The following is a 22,277-nucleotide window of genomic DNA, read 5'->3' as shown; positions in this document are numbered from 1 at the left end:
ATGGCACCCGATCCGGACAGCGCAGCCGGGGCCGAGCGCACCCGGCTGTTCGTCTACAACGGCGGGTTTCTGACGCAGAAACGCCTGAGACGGATTCTGACACTTGCCGGATATGACATTCGTCTGGGTCTTCCCAAGGATGGCGATTGCGTGGGCATATGGGGCAACAGCCCGACCGCGTATCGCGGCCTGCGCATCGCCGAAAAACACAATGCCCCGGTTCTGCGGGTCGAAGATGCCTTTCTCAGGTCTCTGCACCCGGGCCGTGCCGGTGAACCCCCGTTGGGCCTTTTGCTGGACCGTTCAGGCCCGCATTTCGATGCAGCAGAACCTTCCGACCTTGAGAAGCTGCTGAACACCGATCCCTTGGACGACACCGCGCTGCTGAACCGCGCGCGTGCCGCGATGGAGCGAGTCCGGGAACTGCACCTCAGCAAGTATTCCGCGTTTGACCCCGACCTTGTCGCACCCGACCCCGGTTATGTACTGGTCGTCGACCAGACGGTTGGCGATGCCGCCGTCACGGCAAGCGGTGCCAATCGTGCCCGTTTTCTTGAAATGCTTGTGGTCGCGCAGGAGGAAAACCCCGGCGCGCGCATTCTGATCAAGACACATCCAGAAACGATGGCGGGTCATCGTCAGGGGCATTTCACCGATCAGGACCTGTCAGACCGGGTCACGTGGTTTGACAAACCGATCAGCCCCTGGCCTCTGCTCGACGGCGCCGTTGCGGTCTATACCGTGTCGTCGCAACTGGGCTTTGAAGCAATCCTGGCCGGTCACAAGCCGCGCATTTTCGGTCAACCGTTCTATGCCGGTTGGAGCCTGACGCAGGATGAATTCCCGGTCCAACGCCGACAGCGCAACCTGACCCGCGCGCAACTGTTCGCGGCCGCGATGCTGCTTTACCCGACCTGGTACGACCCCTTTCGCGATCAGCTGTGCGAACTGGAAACGGTTCTGGACATTTTGGAGGCACAGACCCGCGCATGGCGTCAGGACAGGCACGGTTGGACTGCCGCAGGCATGCGTCTGTGGAAACGCAGGCACATGCAGCAGATTTTCGGGCGACATGGCAAGTTGCGCTTTACGTCCACACAGCCCGACACCTCGGATCGCCCCCATATGGTGTGGGCCAGTCAGGCGCGCGACGCCGAAGGGGCCGTTCGTGTGGAAGACGGCTTCTTGCGTTCACGCGGATTGGGCGCAGCACTTGTTCCGCCTCTATCCCTGGTAACCGACGAAATCGGCATCTACTACGACCCCACAAAACCCAGCCAGTTGGAAAACCTGATAGGCGAGCGTGCAACATTGCGCCCGGATCAGGAATTACGTGCCGAACGGCTTGTTGAAAGATTGCTGGCCGATGGTTTGAGCAAATACAACACGGGCCAATCCGCGCCGGTTCTGCCCCATGGGCACCGAATTCTGGTACCCGGACAGGTTGAAGATGACGCCTCGATCCTGCTGGGCACCAACACGGTGCGCAGTAATCTGGACCTGCTGCAAACGGCGCGCGAGGCCAACCCCGATGCAATCCTGATCTACAAACCGCACCCTGATGTCGAAGCCGGGTTGCGGGATGGCCAGATAGACGCAGAGTCACTTGCGGACCTTGTCGTGACCCGGACTGACCCCGCCTCGTTGCTGACGCAGGTGGACGAGGTGTGGACGATGACATCGCTGTTGGGGTTCGAGGCATTGTTGCGCGGGGTGAAGGTCACGACCCTGGGCGCGCCCTTCTATGCGGGATGGGGCCTGACCACCGATCTGGATACCGTCCCCGTCAGGCGAGGTGCGCGGCCGTCGCTGATGGGCCTGGTGCACGCCACCTTGATTGACTATCCACGCTATTTCGATCCGATCACCAGACAACCCTGCCCTGTCGAAGTGGCTGTTGAACGCTTGGCGCTGGGGTATTCGGCACCTTCCGGTCCGTTCAACCGGTTTCTGTCAAAGCTTCAGGGCGCGTTCGCGACGCACGCTCATCTTTGGCGTTGACGTTATTCCGACGCTCTGCGCCAACGGTGCAATACATCCCCGCCGACCGCCTGCGTTTCGATCAATTCGAACCTCGGTGCGACCTCCAGCGTTTCCAGACCAAGTGTCCCGACCGCGGCCAGTCCTTCGGCCCCGATGGTTAAACCGGCAGTGAACCCGACCAACTCGTCCACCAGATCTTCGGCCAGCAGCGAGGCCGCAAGCGCAGCTCCGCCTTCGCAGAAGACACTGGTCAAACCGGCCTGACCCAGTTGCTGAAGCAGATCCACTGCATCGATATGATGGTCTTTCAATGCACAGGGGATCAGCTTTGCCCCCAATCCCTCCCACGCCTGTGCACGCTCGGCATCCGGGTGATGCGCATGGCAGAGCCAGACAGGTATCCTTGAGGCCGTGCGCGCCAGCTGACCCATCAGGGATATGTCCATATGGCGGGACACCACGACGCGGACAGGCTGATGCTCAACGCCAAGATCCCGTACGGTCAGCGAGGGGTCGTCGGCGCGCGCCGTCCCTGCCCCGACCATCACCGCATCGTGACGTGCGCGCATGGCATGGACCACACGACGTGCCTGCGGTCCGGTGATCCATTGGCTGTGCCCTGTCGAGGTTGCGATGCGCCCGTCGAAACTGCTGGCCATCTTCAGCGTCACAAAAGGTCGGCCTTGTTCAGTCTTGAGGAAGAAGCCTTCCAGATCCCGTTCTGCCTGTTCCGCAAGAACGCCGGTTACGACTTCAATCCCGGCCTCGCGCAACATGGCAAAACCCTGCCCGGCCACGCGCGGATCGCTATCTTCCACAGCGGCTACAACGCGGGATACCCCTGCCGCAATCAAGGCCTGGGCACAGGGCGGCGTCTTGCCGTGATGGGCACAGGGTTCCAGCGTTACATAGGCGGTCGCACCACGTGCGCCCTGCCCGGCCTGAGCCAACGCTTCGGTCTCGGCATGAGGGCGGCCACCCGGTTGCGTCCAGCCCCGCCCAATGATCCGGTCATCACGAACAATGACACACCCCACGGCGGGGTTCGGCCAACACGTCCCCTGACCGCGCCGCCCCAAAGACAGGGCAAGCGCCATGAATCGCTTATCTGTTTCGTTCACTCGTCAGTCGAAGGCTGCGGCGGGCGCAGTTCGTGGACGAACTCCTCGAAATCATCGGCCGCCTGGAAATTCTTGTACACACTCGCAAAGCGAACATAGGCGACAGTGTCGATCCGCGCCAGAGCTTCCATAACGATCTCACCGATCTTGTTGGACGGGATATCCGTGTCGCCCATGCTTTCCAGACGGCGCACGATGCCCGAAATCATCTGATCGATCCGTTCGGGATCAACGGGGCGTTTCTGCATCGAGATACGGATCGAACGCTCCAGCTTGTCGCGATCGAAATCTTCGCGTTTACCATTGGTTTTTATGACAACCAGATCGCGCAGCTGCACACGTTCGTAGGTCGTGAACCGTCCGCCACAGGCCGGGCAGAACCGGCGTCGGCGGATAGCCACGTGGTCCTCTGCCGGGCGTGAATCTTTCACCTGAGTGTCGATATTTCCGCAAAACGGGCAGCGCATCCGCCGTCTCCTCGTCCCATGTTCGGCCTCTTTTTGTAAGCGCTGCGGCTTACTTATCCACAACTATAGGGCAGCCGCTAGGGTTTGGGTAGTCGGAAATTCAAACCGCTAAATAAAGGGTCAGGCCAGATGCGCTGCAACCTTCCTTTGATGCGGCACAGTGCGGTGTTCAAACAGGTAGATCCCTTGCCATGTTCCAAGCACAGGCCGACCCTGCGACACCGGAATCGTCAGCGAAACCGGCAAGAGCGCAGCCTTGATATGCGCGGGCATATCGTCCGGGCCTTCATAGGTGTGCCTCAGGTAGGACATGGCGGGGTTGTCTGACGGTGGAACCAGCCGCTCGAAAAACGCCTGAAGATCGGTTTGAACCTCGGGGTCCGCGTTTTCCTGGATCAGCAACGAGCAGGAAGTGTGGCGAACGAACAGAGTCAAAACCCCATCCGTCTCTAACCGTTCAAGCCATTGCAGCACATCAGACGTGAATTCGTACAGCCCCGGCCCTTGGGTGTGCAAAACGAATTCAGTCTGCATCGTGACTATCCTGCGCGTTTGTCAGTCATTGAAGAACGGTCGATAGTTACACCGTGCATTCGCACCTTGTACAGATTCACTGTTACCGGGCTGAAAACCGAACGAAACAAAGCTGCTTGGTTGCACATCAACGGACTGAGGCTGCTTAATCGAAAACTGAACTGCTGTTCTGCGCCCGGTGGTGACGCTGGGCCCGTATCCTCGCAACACATAAACCCGGTCCATCCAACCCAACCCCAAGGTCCGGCGCGCATAATCCGCGGCCGCGCACCAATAGCCTTCGACACGCTTGTCACCGCGCGGGATGACCTCGAAATCAGTGGCGTTGATGGGTTCTGTTCGAAATCCATTCGGCGCAGCATCTGCGGTCATGGGGATACTGAGGGTCAAGGCGGCCAGCGCGGCGAAGGTATATGACTGTTTCATGGTAATCTCTTCCCTGATTGCTTGGTCCAAAGGATGGTCTCCAGATAGGTTAGACGAACTTCACCGCGCGCACAGGGTGCCTCACGATCAATTCAGCCCGCCTGGTACATAGCGTGATCCGGCGTGAGCCACGCCTTGACAACGGATCAGCGGACGCAAGCCCGGCGTCGCAGAACAATGCGTCACTTATGGGAAAATGAGCGTGCCGGGGAGCCCTGAGCAGAGATTGGTGATTTCTCCGAGGCTCTGACCTCATCCCCATGAAGGTCCCGACCCGGCAACAAAGCTGATTTGGACAGCCGTGCGTTTTACTTCATGCGCGTTTCGGTCAAAACCTTTCGAGAACTTGCCAACACGTGATGCTCGCGTGCAAAATCCTTCTTGCCAAAAGCCAAAGTCAAAAAAGGAACTTCCGTGATAACCTGTTAATGCATTTGAGAACGTAAGGTGTTGTACCACGATGGACGTAGATATCGGCCGACTACATTTTTTGATCCAAGCATTGGATCGCCACGCCGAAAACAGTGAACTATCCCAACGGGTATTGAAGCAAGCCGGGCTGCGTCAGCAAGATACCGCGCCCCCTGCCGCAGTTTACAGCGCACATAAAGAGGCCCTGTTCATCCGGCACGCCTGTGACGCCGTTGGTGACATTACATTTGCGGCTCGCACAGGGCTCGAGGTCACGTCGGCTTCGACCGTGACGGGGTATATCAGTAAATACTCACGCGATTTGAGGCAGGTGATGGAAAACCTGTCACGCTTTCACGGCATCATCGATCCGGCCATCGGGCTCAGCTTACGTGTTGCCGGCAACTTCGCAGCCCTCGAGGCCGATTGGAAAGATGCCAGCTTTGCCCGCTATCATCGGCGCACGGAATTCCTGCTGTTTGCCGCGCTGGCCAGAATGAGGAACCTCACGCAGGTGAACGTGTACCCGATCGAGATGCGCTTTCAGCACAAAGTTGGAAACCACGTCAAAACCTACGAAAAGCTGGCGGGCTGCCCGGTGATTTTCGGAGCTGAAAAGATTGAAATCATTCTGCCGCTTTCTGCGCTGGAACTGAAGGTGCCGACCTATGATCCCAAGCTGCGGGAGCATTTGCTGGAATACGGTGAACGTCTGCTGGCCGAGAAAACACCAGCCAAGCACAAGACCCGCGCCCGCGTCGAAGGGCTGATCACCCGATCCCTGCCCGGCGCAATCCTGCAAGCCGAAGATGCGGCGGCTGATCTGGGGATGAGCCTCAGAACCTTCAGCCGACGTCTCAAGGATGAAGGCACAAGCTATCGCGATATTGTAGACGATCTAAGGTGTGATCTGGCCCAGACTTTCATCACAAATGGCATGACTCTGTCTGAAATCTCATATGCGCTGGGGTATGCCGATCAGGCGGCTTTTTCGACCGCCTTCAAACGGTGGACAGGTCAGCCGCCCAGCGCCTTCAAGACCCGGGTGGAACATCCCATTCGGACAGCTGGCCGGGGGTCATCAGCCTGAAAAGCCTCGCCCCGGCCTGTCCCATGAGTGGACAAGACCGATATAGAAAGGCACACCGCCCCGGCCTTGTGCATTCGCGCCAACGTGATGCGAGAACCAGCCAATGTGAACGAAAAAAGGCGCCTCTGACGGGGCGCCTTCGTTCTTATTGAACTTTGTTCTTATTGATCCAGGAAAGACCGGAGTTTTCGTGAACGGCTGGGATGCTTCAGCTTCCGCAGCGCCTTGGCCTCGATCTGACGGATCCGTTCGCGGGTCACGCTGAACTGCTGGCCGACTTCTTCCAGAGTATGGTCGGTGTTCATGCCGATGCCGAAGCGCATCCGCAGAACCCGTTCTTCGCGCGGGGTGAGCGAGGCCAGAACCCGTGTGGTGGTTTCCTTGAGGTTTTCCTGAATGGCGCTGTCCAGCGGCAGCACGGCATTCTTGTCCTCGATGAAATCGCCCAGCTGGCTGTCTTCCTCGTCGCCGATCGGCGTCTCCAGAGAAATCGGCTCTTTGGCGATCTTCATCACCTTGCGCACCTTCTCGAGCGGCATCTGCAACTTCTCGGCCAGCTCTTCCGGCGTCGGCTCGCGGCCGATTTCATGCAGCATCTGACGGCCCGTGCGCACCAGCTTGTTGATCGTTTCGATCATGTGAACCGGAATACGGATCGTGCGGGCCTGATCCGCGATCGAGCGGGTGATCGCCTGGCGGATCCACCAGGTCGCATAGGTCGAGAACTTGTAGCCGCGACGGTATTCGAACTTGTCCACCGCCTTCATAAGGCCGATGTTGCCTTCCTGAATAAGATCAAGGAATTGCAGGCCGCGGTTCGTGTATTTTTTGGCGATCGAAATCACCAGACGCAGGTTCGCTTCGACCATTTCCTTCTTGGCCTGCCGCGCCTCTTTCTCGCCTTTCTGAACCTGCTGCACGATGCGGCGGAATTCCGAGATATCCAGACCGACATACTGGCCGACCTGAGCCATATCGTTGCGCAGTTCTTCGACCTTCGCGGTCGAGCGTTCGATGAACATCTGCCAACCACGGCCCGGCTTTTCGGCCATCTCGGCCAGCCAGTTCGGATCCAGTTCACGGCCCCGGTAAGCTTCGATGAACTCGCGGCGGTTGATACGTGCCTGATCGGCCAGCTTGACCATCGCGCTGTCCAGAGACATGACACGGCGGTTGATGCCGTAAAGCTGGTCGATCAGCGCCTCGATCCGGTTGTTGTGCAGGTGAAGACCATTCACCAGCTCGACGATCTCGGCCCGCAACTTCTGATAAGTAGCCTCGTCTTTTTCGCTGAAAGTGCCGTCTTCGTTCAGCGTGGCCGAAATCCGGCTGTCCTGCATTTCTGACAGCATCGAAAAGTCGGTCGAGATACGTTCCAACGTGGTCAGGACCTGATCCTTCAGCGCCGCTTCCATCGCGGCCAGCGACATGTTGGCTTGGTCGTCGTCATCGTCATCGTCGTCGTTGTTCAGCGGGTTGCCATCCGCATCCAGCTCGGGGCCGGTATCCTTGGCTGGCTTGTTCGCCTGCACCGCCGTCGTATCAACGACCGGCTCATCAACGTCGCCGTCTTCGTCCAACTGGTTGCCGAACGTGGTTTCCAGATCAATGACATCCCGCAAAAGAATGTCTTCGGACAGCAATTCGTCATGCCAGATGGTGATCGCCTGGAAGGTCAGCGGGCTTTCGCACAGGCCCGCAATCATCGTGTTGCGACCGGCTTCGATCCGCTTGGCGATTGCGATCTCACCCTCTCGGCTCAGCAGTTCGACCGAACCCATCTCACGCAGATACATGCGCACGGGATCGTCGGTGCGATCCAGCTTTTCAGTACCGGAACCGGCCAGTGCCACCTCACGGTTGCTTTCCGCGGCAACCAGTTCGGTCGAGCCCTTGTTCTCTTCTTCTTCGGCCTCTTCATCTTCGATGATGTTGATGCCCATCTCGGACAGCATCGACATTACGTCTTCGATCTGTTCCGAACTGACCTGATCAGGCGGCAACACCTGATTGAGCTGGTCGTAGGTGATGTAACCTTTCTCGCGAGCTTCGGCGATCATCTTCTTGACGTTCGCCTGGCTCATGTCCAGCGAGATTTCCTGTTCCTGCTCGTCGGATTTGCGGTCTTCGTTCGTATCCTTGGCGGCCATTCAATGCTCCTGCAGGGATGGGTGATTCGTCTCAGCCGAATCATTAGCGCGTATAAGTGATTCGGCCACCCGTTTACCCGTTTTTCTTTTCCAGTGCCTTACGAAAACACCACTTATCGGCGTTTCCGCTCGAATTTGATGCCAGACATGATCGCCGCAAACGCGTCTTTCTCGTCACGATTGATTCGCGCCCCATTGTCAGCAATGTCGAAAACGGCCCTATCCTCGTTCTGGCTTCGACTCGCGCGGTTGCGCTCTTCGGCGGCTTGCGCCAGCCGGTATGTCAGCGCCTCATCGGGCAGATCGGACAGTTCCTCTGCCGCTTCGGCAATCTCGGCATCCAACCCCCGGAGCGCTTTGATCTTTGCGAGTTCCTCGGCCAGTGTCATCTCGGCCTTTTCAACGTCGCCTGGCTTGGACACACAGGGGATGACTGCCACATGGCGAAGGGTCAGCAGGTTTTCAAGGGCGTCCGGCCCCATTGATGCGATAATGTGGTCTTTCAGGTTGTCCGGATCATCGATCGCGTGACGCAGCACAGCATCGCGCAATGCCGCATAGTCAGGATTGTGACATTCCATTTCTTCCAACTGTTGCTCAAATTGGACAACAACCTTGGGATTCAGAATTGAGATCGCCAGAATAGCGGCTTCACGCAGCTGGATATCCGCGTTTTCCGATGAGGCCAGAAACGAACTGCGCGCGCCCGGCGTCGCGGTCTGCGGCGGCTGCCATTTTCCCCGCGGTTGCCACCGACGGTTTTGTGGTTGTCGTTGTGGGCGAAACAGTTGCCAGCGCAGATCTTTGATTTCCTGACCGTAATGCTGGCGGATCGAGGGATCCCGGATCAGCTTGATCTTGTCCCACAGCGCCTTGTCCAATGCTGCCTTGCGTTCCGGGCTGTCGAATACCTTTCCTTCGGTCTCGCGCTGCCACAGCAGTTTGACCATCGGCACGGCCCCTTCCAGAACGGCCCTCACGGCCCCTGCCCCTTCGGCGCGCAACAGATCGTCCGGGTCCTTGCCTTCGGGCATCAAGGCAAACCGCAGGGATTTTCCGGCCTCCAGCAGCGGCAGTGCCAGATCAACCGCCCGCATGGCCGCCCGCAGACCCGCGGCATCCCCGTCCAGCGCTATGATCGGTTCATCCGCGATCCGCCAGAGCAGTTGCAACTGATGTTCCGTAATGGCCGTTCCCAAAGGCGCAACCGACGCGCCAAACCCCGCCTCGGCCAGCGCGATCACGTCCATATACCCTTCGGCCACGATCAGCGGCTGCCCCTTGCCCGCCGCCTGCCGCGCAGGACCTTGATTGTAAAGGCTGCGCCCCTTGTCGAACAACTCGGTCTCGGGCGAGTTCAGGTATTTCGCGTTGTCATTCGGGTCCATCGCGCGGCCACCGAACGCAATGCAGCGCCCACGCGGATCACGGATCGGGTACATGATCCGATTGCGGAAAGTGTCATAGGGTTTTTTGCCTTTGTTTGAAGGCTTGGCCAGCCCGGCGCCAAGGATCAGCTCCTCTTGGATGCTCTTGCCGCGCAGGTGATCCCAAAGCGCCTGCCAACCGTCAGGAGCAAACCCGATCTCCCACCGATCCAGCGCGCTTTGATCCAAACCCCGGCGCGACAGGTAATCCCGTGCCTCTGCGCCCGCCGCTGTTTTGAGCTGCAAGCGGAAAAACTGCACCGCCTGTTCCATCACATCGGCAAGCTGACTGCGGCGATCCTGCTTTTCCTGCGCTTTCGGATCGCGCGCAGGCATCGGCATGCCAGCCTCGCGGGCGAGGATTTCCACCGCTTCGATGAACGAAACATTCTCAGTCTCTTTCACGAAGCTGATCGCGTCGCCCTTGGCGTGACAGCCGAAGCAGTAATAAAACCCCTTCTGATCATCGACATGGAATGAGGCCGTCTTTTCGTGATGAAACGGGCAAGGCGCCCACATGTCACCCTTGCCTTGATTGGATTTGCGCTGATCCCACATCACCTTGCGCCCGACGACCTGAGACAGGCTCAGGCGGGTGCGCAGTTCATCCAGAAATCCGGGGGGCAGTGACATGGATCAAACCTGACAGAAACAGGAACGCGCGCCAAGGGTATGACGCGCGTTTGTCCACAGGGAAATGATGGTGCTGTGGATTATTGCTGCAAACACAGCTCAAGCCAAGCGGCGCCCAGATCCTTTTTGCGCACATCGCGCATCTTTTGTTCATAAACCCACGGCGTGATCAGCGGAATCGCGGCATTGTAGTTCTCGGGCCATGTCGGGCCACTATCCGCCACGGCTTGCGCCACATCGCGTTCCTTCACACGGTCCAGCCGCGCCTTTTGGATCGCTGCCACCACATCCGCCTGATACTTGCAGCTTTGTTCCTTAGTTTCCTGAGCGGCCAAAGGGGTGGCCAGCAGAGCCGCGACAATGGCTATACGCAACATGGAGGTCTCCGGGATTCGTTTCTCTGAGTGTCTATTATTCGTCAAACTAACGGGCCGCCATCGACATTCAAGCCGCAGCGCGCAGCGGCGGGGCGAAATGATCACCCCGCCCGCCTGATTCAGAGGCCCTTGGCGCGATAGCTTTTGGCCACGCGGTCGATCGCCACGATATAGGCCGCAGTACGCAGGTCTTCGACATCGTCGCGGCTGTGCCACACTTCACGCATCGACTGGTAGGCAATACGCATCGTGTCGTCGAGGCCCGAGCGCACCAGTTCAAGCTCATCAGCACCCTTGAGGTATTTGGCCTTGAAGTCCGGCGACATCGACCACGCGTCACCCAGGTAACGGTCCAGCCGCTCCAGCTCGCTGACGATCAGTTCATGCCGCGCTTCTTCCTGCCGACGCTGCATCCGGCCGAAACGAATGTGGCTGAGATTCTTGACCCATTCGAAATAAGACACCGTCACACCGCCTGCGTTGGCATACATATCCGGGATGATGATGGTGCCTTTCTTGCGAAGAACCTCATCCGCGCCAGCGGTGACCGGGCCATTCGCGGCCTCGATGATCAAAGGGGCCTTGATCCGTTCCGCATTGGACAGATTGATGACACCCTCCAGGGCAGCCGGGATCAGGATGTCACACTCGGCCTCCAGAACACTTGCGCCTTCCGCTGAATGAGTCGCGTCCGGATAATCCTTGACGCCGCCATGCTTGACGATCCACTGGCGGACGGCTTCGACGTCGATACCATTCGGGTTATAGAGCGCACCGTCCCATTCGATGATACCCACAATGCTTGAACCGTCTTCCTCGCTCAGAAACTTCGCAGCGTGATAGCCCACGTTGCCGAGCCCCTGCACCACGACGCGCTTCCCATCCAGCTTGCCCGACAGGCCAGCCTTCTGGACGTCTTCAGGGTGACGGAAAAACTCGCGCAGAGCGTATTGGATTCCGCGTCCGGTCGCCTCGACCCGCCCGGCAATGCCACCTGCGTTCAATGGCTTACCGGTCACACAGGCACGCGCATTGATGTCGGTGGTGTTCATCCGCGCGTATTGGTCGGCCATCCAGGCCATCTCGCGCTCGCCCGTGCCCATGTCGGGTGCCGGAACGTTTTGCGACGGGTTGATCAGATCCCGCTTGGCAAGCTCATAGGCAAAGCGTCGCGTGATCTGTTCCAGTTCGTGTTCTTCGTATTTCCGCGGATCGATGCAAAGCCCGCCTTTCGATCCGCCGAACGGTGTTTCGACAAGAGCACACTTGTACGTCATCAGCGCAGCCAGCGCTTCGACCTCATCCTGGTTCACCGCAGTAGCATAGCGAATGCCGCCTTTGACAGGCTCCATATGTTCGGAATGGACGGACCTGTACCCGGTGAAGGTATGGATCTCGCCGCGCAGGCGTACACCGAACCGAACGGTGTAGGTCGCGTTGCAAACCCGGATCTTCTGCTCCAGCCCCGGCGGCAGTTCCATCAGGGCGGCCGCCCTGTTGAACATCAGGTCAACACTCTCGCGAAAGCTTGGTTCTTGGATGCCGGTCATAAAATCCTCCGTACCGCTGGATGACGAAACGTCACGACGTTTTGTCGCACCACTCAAGTCTGGCTGCAATCAAACAATGCACTTTTTTTCATCACCTTCTTAACAGAGACTTGAGCTTCTGATGGTGAGTCGCCCAATCCGGTCAATCGCTTAACGGATTGTCTTCATTTCATCGACAGACCATGGGAAAATGTGAAAATTATACCCCCTGAGCGCCCAAAAAGGCCAAAACCAAGCCTTTTTCGCCCAATTCACGCCACGTTTGAAAACTAAATTTAACCGGAAATTCCTTTCTTTGACGCACGACTTGTATGTGCGAGGCGGAGTCATCAAATGATAGTTTTCTCGCTTCAGAACGACGGCTCGAAGCCGAAACACAAGATTTCCCGGTTGCGGCTGTTTTCCCGAGAAGAAGACGGCACTTTTACGATATTCACCCTGCTCATTTTGATCCTGATGCTGGCCATCACCGGAATGGCGATGGATCTGATGACGTACGAGCGCGACCGGGCCAGCCTGCAATCCACGCTGGACCGCGCGGTGCTTGCTGCCGCGGATCTTGACCAGAAACTGCCGCCCAAGGACGTTGTCGACGCCTATATGGAAAAGGCCGGGTTGGGCCATCTTGAGAAAACCGTGACCGTCACCGAAGGGTTTGGCTCGAGAAAAGTGGCCGCGACCGCCAATGCCGTTGTTCCGACGCGTTTCATGAGGTTCGGAAAAGTTACCGAACTGAATATGAAAGCGGCAAGCACCGCCATAGAATCCATCGGGTCCGTCGAAATATCGTTGGTTCTGGACATGTCCGGGTCCATGTCACGGTCTTCGGCGACCGCCGGAAAATCGAAGATCGATGTGTTGAAGACTGCGGCGAAAGGTTTTGTCACGAAAATGCTTGAGGAATCGGGCGAAACAAAGATTTCGATGTCAATCGTTCCCTATGCCACGCAGGTCAATGCCGGGCAGGATATCCTGGGCAAATTCACCAACGTGACCTCAGAGCACAACTATTCCCATTGCGTGAACTTTTCTTCGGGGCAATTTGGGTCTGCAACCCTTGATCCCACTACCTTTTATCAGCGCACCGGACATTTCGATCCATGGCGTTACACGCGAGCAACTGTAAACGGCCGGACGACTGATGGCGAACCTCCTGCCTACCTTGTTTGCCCCGTTCGCACAGGCAGTGAGATTACAGCCGTCACCGACAACGTCCAATATCTGCACAATCGTATCGATGCCCTGACCGCAAGCGGCAACACATCCATTGATGTTGGCATGAAATGGGGCGTCGGCATGCTGGATCCTTCATTCAAGCCCGTGATCAACACCCTGGCCACCGAAAACAAGGTGCCTGCCAAATTTGCCAATCGCCCGGAATCTTACGACTCGGACGTGCTTAAGGTCGTGATCGTAATGACTGACGGGCAAAACACCTCGCAGTACATGTTGGACCCGTCGGTTCGCAGCGGACAGACTGACGTCTGGTTCAATCCAGAATTTGAACGCGCGGATGGCAGTAAAGGTGAGTACAGTATTCGCTACTACCATGACCCGCAGGGGAACAATCCGGACCGGTGGGTTTGGATGCAACACACCGAAGAAAACGGCAACTACGTTACCGCAGAACATCCTTTCGGCAATCCACCGAATGAAAATCCGACAAATGAAGAAGTTGGAACTGCCACCCGTCTTTCGTATCCAGAACTGTTCAATCGGGCTTCGCTGTGGTGGAACGCCAAGAACAACTTCTACTGGCAAAGCAACCACGAGAACAACTGGTACTACAGCCTAAGGAAGTCAGTGGGATCGTCCACAAAGAACGCGCGCACGGCCAGTATCTGTGGCGCCGCCAAAGACAAGGGTGTCATCATCTATGGCATCGCTTTCGAGGCCCCCACCAGCGGCTTGAACACCATCAAGTCCTGCGCAAGCTCGGACAGCCATGTACACAATGTAGCTGGATTGGATCTGGACAAGGCGTTTACAGCGATTGCTTCGTCCATCCGCAAATTGAGGCTGACGCAATGATCCGCAAGTCACTGTCAAAACTCCGTACTTTCAAGCGATCCGAGTCCGGGAACGCGACGATCGAATTTGTCATGATCATTCCGTTTTTCCTGGCATTCATTGGTATCGGTGGAGAGATGTCACTGATCACCACCAAGCACGCCGCGCTGGAACGTGGTGTTGACCTGGTCGTTCGGGATATCCGTCTTGGCACAGGCACCAACTGGAGCCACGATGTAATCAAGGACCGGATTTGCGACATTTCCGGTATCAAGAATTGTAAAACCAACCTGCGGCTGCAAATGCTCCGCCAGAACGCATTCAATGGCATCGTGCTTTCGGACGAAATACCCTGCACCGACAGTTCCGAAGACCCCAAACCAGTGCTCGACTTCAAAAGCGGGGCCTCGAACGAGTTGATGATTTTGCGTGCCTGCCTGCGTATCGATCCGGTTCTGGAAAGCTCGATCATCGCAAACACGGTTGTCGACGAAAGCGGCCACTATGCAGTGACCGCAACGACCGCATTCGTGCAGGAGCCACGGTAAAGCTATGTCTGTATTCAGAAACGTGAAAAACCGCATCAAGGCCTTCAAGCAGGACGAAAGTGGCATTCTGACCGTCGAGGCCATCATGATCTTCCCGCTGTTGCTGTGGACGATTACGTTTACGTTCACCGCATTCGAGGGGTTTCGTCAAAGCGCGTCAAACCTGAAGGCCGCCTATACGGTCAGCGATCTGATCTCACGTGAATCGGCCGCTGTGACGGATGTCTACATCGACTCACTTCACGAGCTCATGGGCGAAATGATCAACAACCGGTCTGAAGTGCGCATGCGTGTCTCGCTGATCCGGTTTGACGTGACTGACGACCGCCATTACGTGGATTGGTCGACCGTGCGCGGCTATGACACGGAATGGAACGACAACAACATCCAGGAAATCGCAAACCGCCTGCCGCCAATGCCGGATCAGGACACGGTCATTCTGGTGGAAACGTCCAACGAGTATATTCCCCAGTTCAAACCCGGTTGGGATCTGGCGACCGGCATTAACTTTCAGAACTTCATCTTCACCCGTCCCCGCTTTTCCACCAAGGTCGCCTGCAACCTAGTGCGCCCTCCGGTCGTCTGCGTGGATAATGGCGCTTAGAACCTCTGACATGAACTTGGCCTCGGCGGCAGACGTCATGCCGCCCACGCCGACCCGGTGACCGATCCGCCACCACAACCCGGGCGCCCATTGTTTCGTATCTTTGTGCTTGGTACGAACCAGAAAGCCGTTTGAAGGCTTGAATGCAAACGCACCGCGATCCACCGATTCAATATCGTCCACTTTTGCGATCACCTGGCCTGACCCGGTACGCAATTCCGACTGAGTCAGCTCAATATGGTCCTGGGTCGCCTGCCAAACGCGATAGGCCAGCCAAAGCGACGCGCCACCAACGGCAAACAGAAAAACCTGCCACACCGGTTCTGGCGGCGATGCCAAAGCAACATATGTAACCAGCGCACCAACCGTCGACAGCATCCCTACTCCGGTCCACCGTCTGGGGGATGACGCCTGAATCGTTGCCAGCACTTCGTCCTGCATGGATGTCTCCTGTCCGTTCAGCTTCGGCTTAGCGATTTTCCGGGGGAAACAACAGGGGCTTGGTTGTGCCGCAAATTTGCACAGCCCCGGTTAGTTCACGCAAATTGACCGCATTCACGCAGAGGTTACATGCTGATCAAACGAACCGGAGGCCAACATGTCCCTTAGACCCACACTGGAAACACGCAGGGCAACCCCGACGATGGAAGGGGCTGGCGTGAAACTTCACCGCGCGTTCGGGTTTCAGGACCCGTCCGAACTTGATCCTTTCCTGCTGTTCGACGACTTCAGAAACGAACGCCCGCAGGACTATCAGGCCGGTTTTCCCTGGCATCCGCATCGCGGGATCGAGACGATCACCTATGTTCTGGCCGGATCGGTCGAGCATTCGGATTCGCTGGGCAACACCGGCACTCTGGGCGCCGGTGACGTGCAATGGATGACAGCGGGGTCCGGCATTCTGCATCAGGAGATGCCGCAGGGAAACTCCTCGGGGCAGATGCACGGATTTCAGCTTTGGGGCAACCTGCCCTCGGATCAGAAGATGACTGCCCCGCGCTATCAGGATGTTCAAAGCAAGGACATCCCCGAGGTCACTGATGACGACGGCACCACCGTTCGGGTGATTGTCGGAGAGTTCTGGGGCAAAACCGGCCCCGTGGACGGCATTGCGGCAGACCCGCAGTATCTGGACATCTCGGTCCCCGCAGGTGTGAAAAAGACGTTCCGCATCGACACTTACCGCCGAGCCTTCGCCTATGTCTTTCAAGGTCAGGCCGCCTTTGCAGATGCATCACGCCCGTCCGGTGTGCTGCTGGAGAAAGAGGTCGCCGGGCAAGAGGTGAACATCCGGGATATGTCGGGTGACCGCACGCTTGTCCGTTTCGGAACGGGGGACGAAATCACCGTTCAGGCTGGCCCCGAAGGCGTGCGGTTTCTGCTGATCTCGGGGGCTCCGATCAATGAACCCGTCGCATGGCACGGGCCCATTGTGATGAACACGCGGGCCGAACTTGAACAAGCCTTTCGGGACCTGCGCAACGGGACCTTCATTCGCCCTGCGCACTGACACTGTGACGGTCTGGCCGTTTCAGGCCGTCACCGCCTTATGCACCATGTTCCAATAAATCTGTTCGACCTCGTCCAGTGACAGCCGCCCTCCGGACCTGTACCAGGTCATCACACCGTTCAACATGGCAATCACCGCCAGCGTGGCGATCTTGGTGTCCGGTATCGCAAACTGACCAGCCTGCTGGCCAGAGTGAAGGATGTCTTCCAGCGCGTTTTCGTACTGACGCCGAAGATCTTCGATTTCGGCGAAGTTTTCGGGTGAGAGGTTGCGCAGCTCCATATAGGCGATGAACACCTCGTCAGGGCGTTGCAGGTGGAAACGAATGTGAAAACCGACAAATCGGCGCAACGCTTGCTGGCAGTCATCGCAGCGCTCCAGCGCGTTGAGCGCTGAAAGCAGATCCTGCATATGTTCCCGCATCAACCGGTACAGCAAACTCTGCTTGTCCGGCGTGTAATTGTACAAAGCCCCTGCCTGAACGCCGACCTCTTTCGCGATCTGCCGCATCGAAACCGCCGCATAGCCGTGGCGGGCAAACAGGTTCAGGGCCGCCTTTCGGATGCGCGGACCTGTGATATCAGAGTGGGAGCCTTGAGTACGTGCCATGCGCCCACAGTATCTGAACAAACGTTCATATAGAACCCCGCTTGATCGACGCCGGCAAAAGGTGCATCACGAAAGGACCAACGAAACCGAAAAGCGTGCCACATGAAACTGTTGCCTGTTCTGCCTATTATTCTTGTGTTTGCCGGGTGTTCAGACTTTCCCGAACTTGAAGGCAGCGAACCGGCCTCGGTCAAATCGGCCCCCTACCCGCGTCTTGTTCCGGTGCAGGAAACGTTGGGGCCTTCGATTGATCCCGTCAGCCAGGCCGCAGAGGTGGAAGAAGACCTGACGCAGCGCAGCGAGGCGCTGGCGAAAAAGGCCCAGGCGCTGCAAAACGCGCAAACCAACTAAAGCGCGGCATTTCACGCCTACAATCCCCCGGTGACGGATTGCACCCTTGGCCTGAACCCGATAAGGCAGCGCTGATCGGGCGGGCGTCCGAAATCAGACAAGTTTCGAGCGGAAAGGAACCCACGAAATGACACAGGCACTGCGGCTGGGAATTGCGGGCTTGGGAACTGTCGGCGTGGGTGTCGTCAAGATTGTCCGCCGCCATGCAGATTTGCTGAAGGCGCGCACGGGCCGGTCGATTGAAATCGTGGCCGTATCTGCGCGGGACCCAAACAAGGACCGTGGCGTGAACCTGTCGGATTATGCGTGGGAAACCGACCCGGTTGCGCTGGCAAAACGCGACGATATCGATGTCTATGTCGAACTGATGGGCGGAGAAAACGGCCCTGCCAAAGCCTCGGTCGAAGCCGCGCTGGCCAGCGGCAAAGACGTCGTGACTGCCAACAAGGCATTGCTGGCCATTCACGGGCAGGAATTGGCCGAACAGGCCGAAGCCGCAGGTCGCGTCATCCGGTTTGAGGCCGCGGTCGCGGGCGGTATCCCCGTAATCAAATCCCTGACCGAAGGACTGGCCGGAAACGAGATCACGCGCGTGATGGGCGTGATGAACGGCACCTGCAACTACATTCTGACCCGGATGCAATCGCAGCGTCAGGGCTACAACGCTCTGTTCGACGAATGCGCCGAACTTGGGTATCTTGAGGCCGACCCCAATCTGGATGTCGGTGGCATCGACGCCGCGCACAAACTGGCTTTGCTGGCCTCGATCGCTTTTGGCACCAAGCCCAATTTCGACGGGATTGAGATCGAAGGCATTCAGCAAATCAGCCTCGACGATATCGACCAGGCCGAGGATATGGGCTTTCGCATCAAGCTGCTGGGCGTGGCACAGCGCACCGCGCGCGGGCTTGAGCAACGCATGCAGCCTTGCCTTGTGCCCAGCGACTCGCCGCTGGGTCAATTGGAAGGCGGCACCAACATGGTGGTGATCGAAGGCGACGCGGTGGAACAAGTTGTTCTGCGCGGCCCCGGCGCAGGCGAGGGCCCGACCGCCAGCGCCGTGATGGGCGACGTCTGCGATCTGGCACGCGGGCTGCAAATCCCGACCTTTGGCCGACCGGCCAAAACGCTTGAGGCTGCGGCCCCCGCCGTCACGGGCCTGCCTGCGCCTTATTATCTGCGGCTGGGCCTGTTGGACAAACCGGGCGCCCTGGCCAAGGTTGCAGCCATTCTGGGCGATGCGGGTGTTTCCATAGACAGGATGCGCCAGTATGCCCATGCCGAAAGCACGGCGCCTGTGTTGATCGTTACCCACAAAACCACCCGCGCCGCGCTGGACGTTGCGCTGGACGGTTTCCGGGAAACGGATGTGGTCGCCGGTGCCCCCGTCGCATTGCGGATTGAAGAGGTTTGAACTTGCGGCCTGCATGAAACGCAAGCTATGCCCATAGAAACGGCTTAAATGACCAGAGGATACTGAACAATGAGTGCTGCCAAAACCGATTTCAACGACCGCCTGCTGTCTCTGGGGCTGGCAAGGGTGGCGGAACAGGCTGCGCTGGCCTCGGCTTTTCTGGTTGGGCGAGGTGACGAGAAAGCCGCCGACCAGGCCGCCGTGAATGCAATGCGCGAACAGCTGAACCTGCTGGACATTGCTGGCGTCGTGGTGATCGGTGAAGGAGAACGCGACGAAGCTCCGATGCTTTATATCGGCGAAGAAGTCGGCACCGGAAACGGCCCCGGCGTGGACATCGCGCTGGACCCGCTGGAAGGCACAACGCTGACCGCAAAGGATATGCCCAACGCGCTGACCGTGATTGCCATGGGCCCGCGCGGCTCAATGCTGCATGCGCCCGACGTCTACATGGACAAGCTTGCCGTTGGTCCGGGCCTGCCCGAGGGCGTCGTCAGTCTGGACATGTCTCCACGCGAACGGGTGGAAGCCTTGGCAAAGGCCAAGAACTGCAAGCCTGCGGACATCACCGTCTGCATTCTGGAACGCCCGCGCCATGAAGCCATGATTGCCGAAGTGCGCGAAACCGGAGCATCGATCCGCCTGATCACCGATGGTGATGTGGCTGGCGTCATGCATTGCGCGGAAAGCGAAGTGACCGGTATCGATATGTATATGGGCCAGGGTGGCGCCCCCGAGGGGGTGTTGGCTGCTGCTGCGCTGAAATGCATGGGCGGACAGATCTTTGGTCGTCTGTTGTTCCGCAACGATGACGAACGAGGCCGTGCCGCCAAGGCAGGCATCACCGATCTGGACCGGGTCTATTCGCGGGACGAGATGGTGACTGCGGATGTGATCTTTGCCGCAACGGGTGTGACCGGCGGTTCTCTGTTGCCGCGCATCAAGCGCGAGCCGGGTTGGGTGGAAACCACGACGCTGCTGATGCGTTCAAAGACCGGGTCCGTACGCCGCATGTCGTATCGCACCCCCACGTGGCCGCATGATAACGCCTAACGGCTTGCGCCGTTGCCTCCGGCGGGAGTATTTGGGAAAAGATGAAGAGGCCGGGTCCGAAAGGATCCGGCCTTGGTTCATAAGGGGCAGGCAATGGGTTTTCTTGGCGTAGAACAATCACTGACCGGGCGGCGCTGGGTTGGCCCGGAAGCCGAGTTGGAACGGGCTGCCGAGATGATGACTCAACAGACCGACCTGCCGCGTGCGGTATGTCAGGTTCTGGCCCGTCGTGGCGTGCCGGTCATGGAGGCGCGCGGCTTTCTGGACCCCAAGCTCAAAGAGCTGCTGCCCGATCCTCGAGACATGAAAGACATGGAAGTCGCGGCCGCACGCTTCCTGGACGCCGTACGCCGTCGCGAGAAGATCGCGGTGTTCGCGGATTACGATGTTGACGGCGGCAGTTCTGCCGCGCTGCTGTTGGTCTGGCTTCGGCAGATGGGCTTGCAGGCGACGCTTTATGTGCCGGATCGGATTGATGAGGGGTATGGTCCGAATGTTCCGGCAATGCGGGAACTGGCAACCAGCCACGACCTGATCATTTGCGTCGATTGCGGTACGCTCAGCCATGAACCGATTGCCGCAGCCACGGGGGCGGACGTGATTGTTCTGGATCACCACCTCGGCGGCGAAACCCTGCCGGACTGCGTTGCCGTCGTGAATCCCAACCGGCAGGATGAAAGCGGCGATCTGGGCTATTTCTGCGCGGCGGGCGTCGTGTTTCTGATGCTGGTCGAAGCTGGGCGCCAATTGCGCGCGGCAGGCGCAAAGGGGCCCGACCTGATATCGATGCTGGACCTGGTGGCCCTGGCAACCGTGGCTGACGTTGCACCTTTGATCGGCGCCAATCGCGCCCTGGTTCGACAAGGCCTGAAAGTGATGGCGCAAAGGCAACGCCCCGGACTTGTCGCATTGTCCGATGTCTCGCGCATGGATACGGCGCCCAACAGCTATCACCTGGGTTTTCTGCTTGGCCCCCGCGTGAATGCAGGTGGTCGCATCGGGCAGGCCGATCTGGGTGCCCGCCTGCTGAGCACGGATTCCCTGCACGAGGCACAGGCCCTGTCCGAACGTCTGGACGCGCTGAACACAGAACGTCGGGATATCGAAAACGCCGTGCGCGCCGCCGCGATGGAGCAGGCCGAGGGTCGCGGACTCGACGCGCCACTGGTCTGGGCCGCCGGTGAGGGCTGGCATCCGGGGGTGGTGGGCATCGTGGCGTCTCGATTGAAAGAAACCGCCAACCGTCCGGCCATCGTGATCGGTTTTGACGGTGATGAGGGCAAAGGCTCGGGGCGTTCGGTCTCGGGCGTGGATCTGGGGGCGTCGATCCAGCGGCTCGCGGCCGAAGGGTTGCTGGTCAAGGGCGGTGGTCACAAGATGGCTGCTGGACTTACCGTCATGCGCGACAAACTGGAACCTGCAATGGAACGTCTCAGTGAACTGCTGGCAAAACAAGGCGCAGGTCAGGGCGGCCCGGCGGATTTGAAGCTGGACGGTGCCCTTATGCCCGGTGCCGCAACAGTGGAGTTGGTCGAACAGATCGAACAGGCCGGACCGTTCGGCGCCGGAGCCCCTGCCCCGCGATACGCGATTCCGGATCTACAGGTGCGTTTTGCCAAACGTGTGGGGGAAACGCACCTGAAGCTGTCATTGTCCGATGGCATGGGCGGTGGGCTGGATGCGATTGCCTTTGGTGCCTTTGACGGTCCGATGGGCGAGAAACTGTCAAATCATGGTGGCGCACGCTTTCATCTTGCAGGCCGGCTTGAGGTGAACACCTGGGGTGGACGGCAATCCGTGCAGCTCAGGCTCGAGGACGCGGCAGAGGCAAATTGACATCTCGCTCTGACCGCGCAAAAAACTTTCAAGTCCCTGCGTTTTTCGGCTTGCGGGGGTCACGGTGAAACCGTAAAAGGCCCCCCACAAGCCAGCGTGGCCCGTTCGTCTATCGGTTAGGACGCCAGGTTTTCAACCTGGAAAGAGGGGTTCGATTCCCCTACGGGCTACCA

Annotated in this window: 20 protein-coding genes and 1 tRNA gene; 11 read left to right on the top strand and 10 right to left on the bottom strand. The window is 58.5% G+C overall.

What is annotated here, in order from left to right; all coding sequences use genetic code 11:
* Positions 1–2,001, top strand: coding sequence for a capsule polysaccharide biogenesis protein (locus tag AC2FF8_RS08900; protein ID WP_496879482.1), 2,001 nt, complete (start codon positions 1–3; stop codon positions 1,999–2,001).
* 2 nt (positions 2,002–2,003) lie between these two features.
* On the opposite strand, the gene ribD is transcribed toward AC2FF8_RS08900, so the two are convergent.
* From ribD to AC2FF8_RS08880, 4 genes are all read right to left on the bottom strand, one after another.
* Positions 2,004–3,104, bottom strand: coding sequence for a bifunctional diaminohydroxyphosphoribosylaminopyrimidine deaminase/5-amino-6-(5-phosphoribosylamino)uracil reductase RibD (gene ribD, locus AC2FF8_RS08895; RefSeq protein ID WP_425078009.1), 1,101 nt, complete (start codon positions 3,102–3,104; stop codon positions 2,004–2,006).
* Positions 3,101–3,571, bottom strand: a complete 471-nt coding sequence (nrdR, locus tag AC2FF8_RS08890; protein WP_117869416.1) for a transcriptional regulator NrdR — start codon at positions 3,569–3,571, stop codon at positions 3,101–3,103. Before nrdR ends, ribD begins: the two co-directional genes overlap by 4 nt.
* Positions 3,572–3,691: 120 nt before the next feature.
* Complete coding sequence (locus tag AC2FF8_RS08885; protein ID WP_496879481.1) at positions 3,692–4,105, bottom strand: secondary thiamine-phosphate synthase enzyme YjbQ; 414 nt, start codon at positions 4,103–4,105, stop codon at positions 3,692–3,694.
* Positions 4,106–4,126: 21 nt separating this feature from the next.
* On the bottom strand, positions 4,127–4,531 hold the full coding sequence (locus AC2FF8_RS08880; protein WP_170346536.1) for a hypothetical protein: 405 nt from the start codon (positions 4,529–4,531) through the stop codon (positions 4,127–4,129).
* 460 nt (positions 4,532–4,991) lie between these two features.
* On the opposite strand from AC2FF8_RS08880, the gene AC2FF8_RS08875 reads away from it, so the two are divergent.
* On the top strand, positions 4,992–6,032 hold the full coding sequence (locus AC2FF8_RS08875) for a helix-turn-helix domain-containing protein (protein WP_496879480.1): 1,041 nt from the start codon (positions 4,992–4,994) through the stop codon (positions 6,030–6,032).
* A 161-nt stretch (positions 6,033–6,193) separates the two neighbouring features.
* On the opposite strand, the gene rpoD is transcribed toward AC2FF8_RS08875, so the two are convergent.
* From rpoD to AC2FF8_RS08855, 4 genes are all read right to left on the bottom strand, one after another.
* Positions 6,194–8,182, bottom strand: coding sequence for an RNA polymerase sigma factor RpoD (gene rpoD, locus AC2FF8_RS08870; protein ID WP_170346534.1), 1,989 nt, complete (start codon positions 8,180–8,182; stop codon positions 6,194–6,196).
* A 113-nt stretch (positions 8,183–8,295) separates the two neighbouring features.
* Positions 8,296–10,242 carry a DNA primase gene (dnaG, locus tag AC2FF8_RS08865; protein ID WP_496879479.1) on the bottom strand — a complete coding sequence of 649 codons (1,947 nt, stop codon included), beginning with the start codon at positions 10,240–10,242 and terminating at the stop codon, positions 8,296–8,298.
* Positions 10,243–10,322: 80 nt separating this feature from the next.
* Positions 10,323–10,619 (bottom strand): hypothetical protein, encoded by a 297-nt coding sequence (locus tag AC2FF8_RS08860; protein WP_152457544.1) that lies wholly within the window; start codon positions 10,617–10,619, stop codon positions 10,323–10,325.
* Between the two features lie 119 nt (positions 10,620–10,738).
* A complete protein-coding gene (locus AC2FF8_RS08855) occupies positions 10,739–12,169 on the bottom strand; it encodes a Glu/Leu/Phe/Val family dehydrogenase (protein ID WP_496879478.1) in 1,431 nt (476 codons plus the stop codon).
* Positions 12,170–12,502: 333 nt separating this feature from the next.
* Between AC2FF8_RS08855 and AC2FF8_RS08850 the strand changes: the two genes are divergently transcribed.
* From AC2FF8_RS08850 to AC2FF8_RS08840, 3 genes are read left to right on the top strand one after another with little or no spacing between them, the layout of a single operon-like run.
* A complete protein-coding gene (locus AC2FF8_RS08850) occupies positions 12,503–14,200 on the top strand; it encodes a pilus assembly protein TadG-related protein (protein WP_425078005.1) in 1,698 nt (565 codons plus the stop codon).
* Positions 14,197–14,727, top strand: a complete 531-nt coding sequence (locus AC2FF8_RS08845) for a TadE/TadG family type IV pilus assembly protein (protein WP_170346530.1) — start codon at positions 14,197–14,199, stop codon at positions 14,725–14,727. The genes AC2FF8_RS08850 and AC2FF8_RS08845 overlap by 4 nt, the downstream gene beginning before the upstream one ends.
* A gap of 4 nt (positions 14,728–14,731) precedes the next feature.
* Positions 14,732–15,331: a TadE/TadG family type IV pilus assembly protein gene (locus AC2FF8_RS08840; RefSeq protein ID WP_170346529.1), complete on the top strand. Its 600-nt coding sequence runs from the start codon at positions 14,732–14,734 to the stop codon at positions 15,329–15,331.
* Here the strand turns inward: AC2FF8_RS08840 and AC2FF8_RS08835 are convergent.
* Positions 15,290–15,772, bottom strand: coding sequence for a hypothetical protein (locus tag AC2FF8_RS08835; protein ID WP_257600428.1), 483 nt, complete (start codon positions 15,770–15,772; stop codon positions 15,290–15,292). The genes AC2FF8_RS08840 and AC2FF8_RS08835 overlap by 42 nt on opposite strands.
* A 157-nt stretch (positions 15,773–15,929) precedes the next feature.
* On the opposite strand from AC2FF8_RS08835, the gene AC2FF8_RS08830 reads away from it, so the two are divergent.
* Complete coding sequence (locus AC2FF8_RS08830; RefSeq protein ID WP_170346527.1) at positions 15,930–16,841, top strand: pirin family protein; 912 nt, start codon at positions 15,930–15,932, stop codon at positions 16,839–16,841.
* Between the two features lie 21 nt (positions 16,842–16,862).
* On the opposite strand, the gene AC2FF8_RS08825 is transcribed toward AC2FF8_RS08830, so the two are convergent.
* Positions 16,863–17,450, bottom strand: coding sequence for a TetR/AcrR family transcriptional regulator (locus AC2FF8_RS08825; protein ID WP_152457537.1), 588 nt, complete (start codon positions 17,448–17,450; stop codon positions 16,863–16,865).
* A 102-nt stretch (positions 17,451–17,552) separates the two neighbouring features.
* Between AC2FF8_RS08825 and AC2FF8_RS08820 the strand changes: the two genes are divergently transcribed.
* The 5 genes from AC2FF8_RS08820 (at position 17,553) to AC2FF8_RS08800 (ending at position 22,277) form a co-directional block, all read left to right on the top strand.
* Positions 17,553–17,801, top strand: coding sequence for a hypothetical protein (locus AC2FF8_RS08820; protein WP_170346526.1), 249 nt, complete (start codon positions 17,553–17,555; stop codon positions 17,799–17,801).
* A 127-nt stretch (positions 17,802–17,928) separates the two neighbouring features.
* A complete protein-coding gene (locus AC2FF8_RS08815; protein ID WP_170346525.1) occupies positions 17,929–19,215 on the top strand; it encodes a homoserine dehydrogenase in 1,287 nt (428 codons plus the stop codon).
* A 69-nt stretch (positions 19,216–19,284) separates the two neighbouring features.
* Positions 19,285–20,268 carry a class II fructose-bisphosphatase gene (glpX, locus tag AC2FF8_RS08810; RefSeq protein ID WP_257600425.1) on the top strand — a complete coding sequence of 328 codons (984 nt, stop codon included), beginning with the start codon at positions 19,285–19,287 and terminating at the stop codon, positions 20,266–20,268.
* Positions 20,269–20,361: 93 nt separating this feature from the next.
* Complete coding sequence (gene recJ / locus AC2FF8_RS08805) at positions 20,362–22,104, top strand: single-stranded-DNA-specific exonuclease RecJ (protein WP_496879477.1); 1,743 nt, start codon at positions 20,362–20,364, stop codon at positions 22,102–22,104.
* 98 nt (positions 22,105–22,202) lie between these two features.
* Positions 22,203–22,277, top strand: a tRNA-Glu gene (locus AC2FF8_RS08800).

The organism is Ruegeria sp. YTSA144 (genome assembly GCF_059610125.1).
Note: the sequence above shows the minus strand (reverse complement) of the source record. Positions and strands in the feature narration are given on the sequence as shown.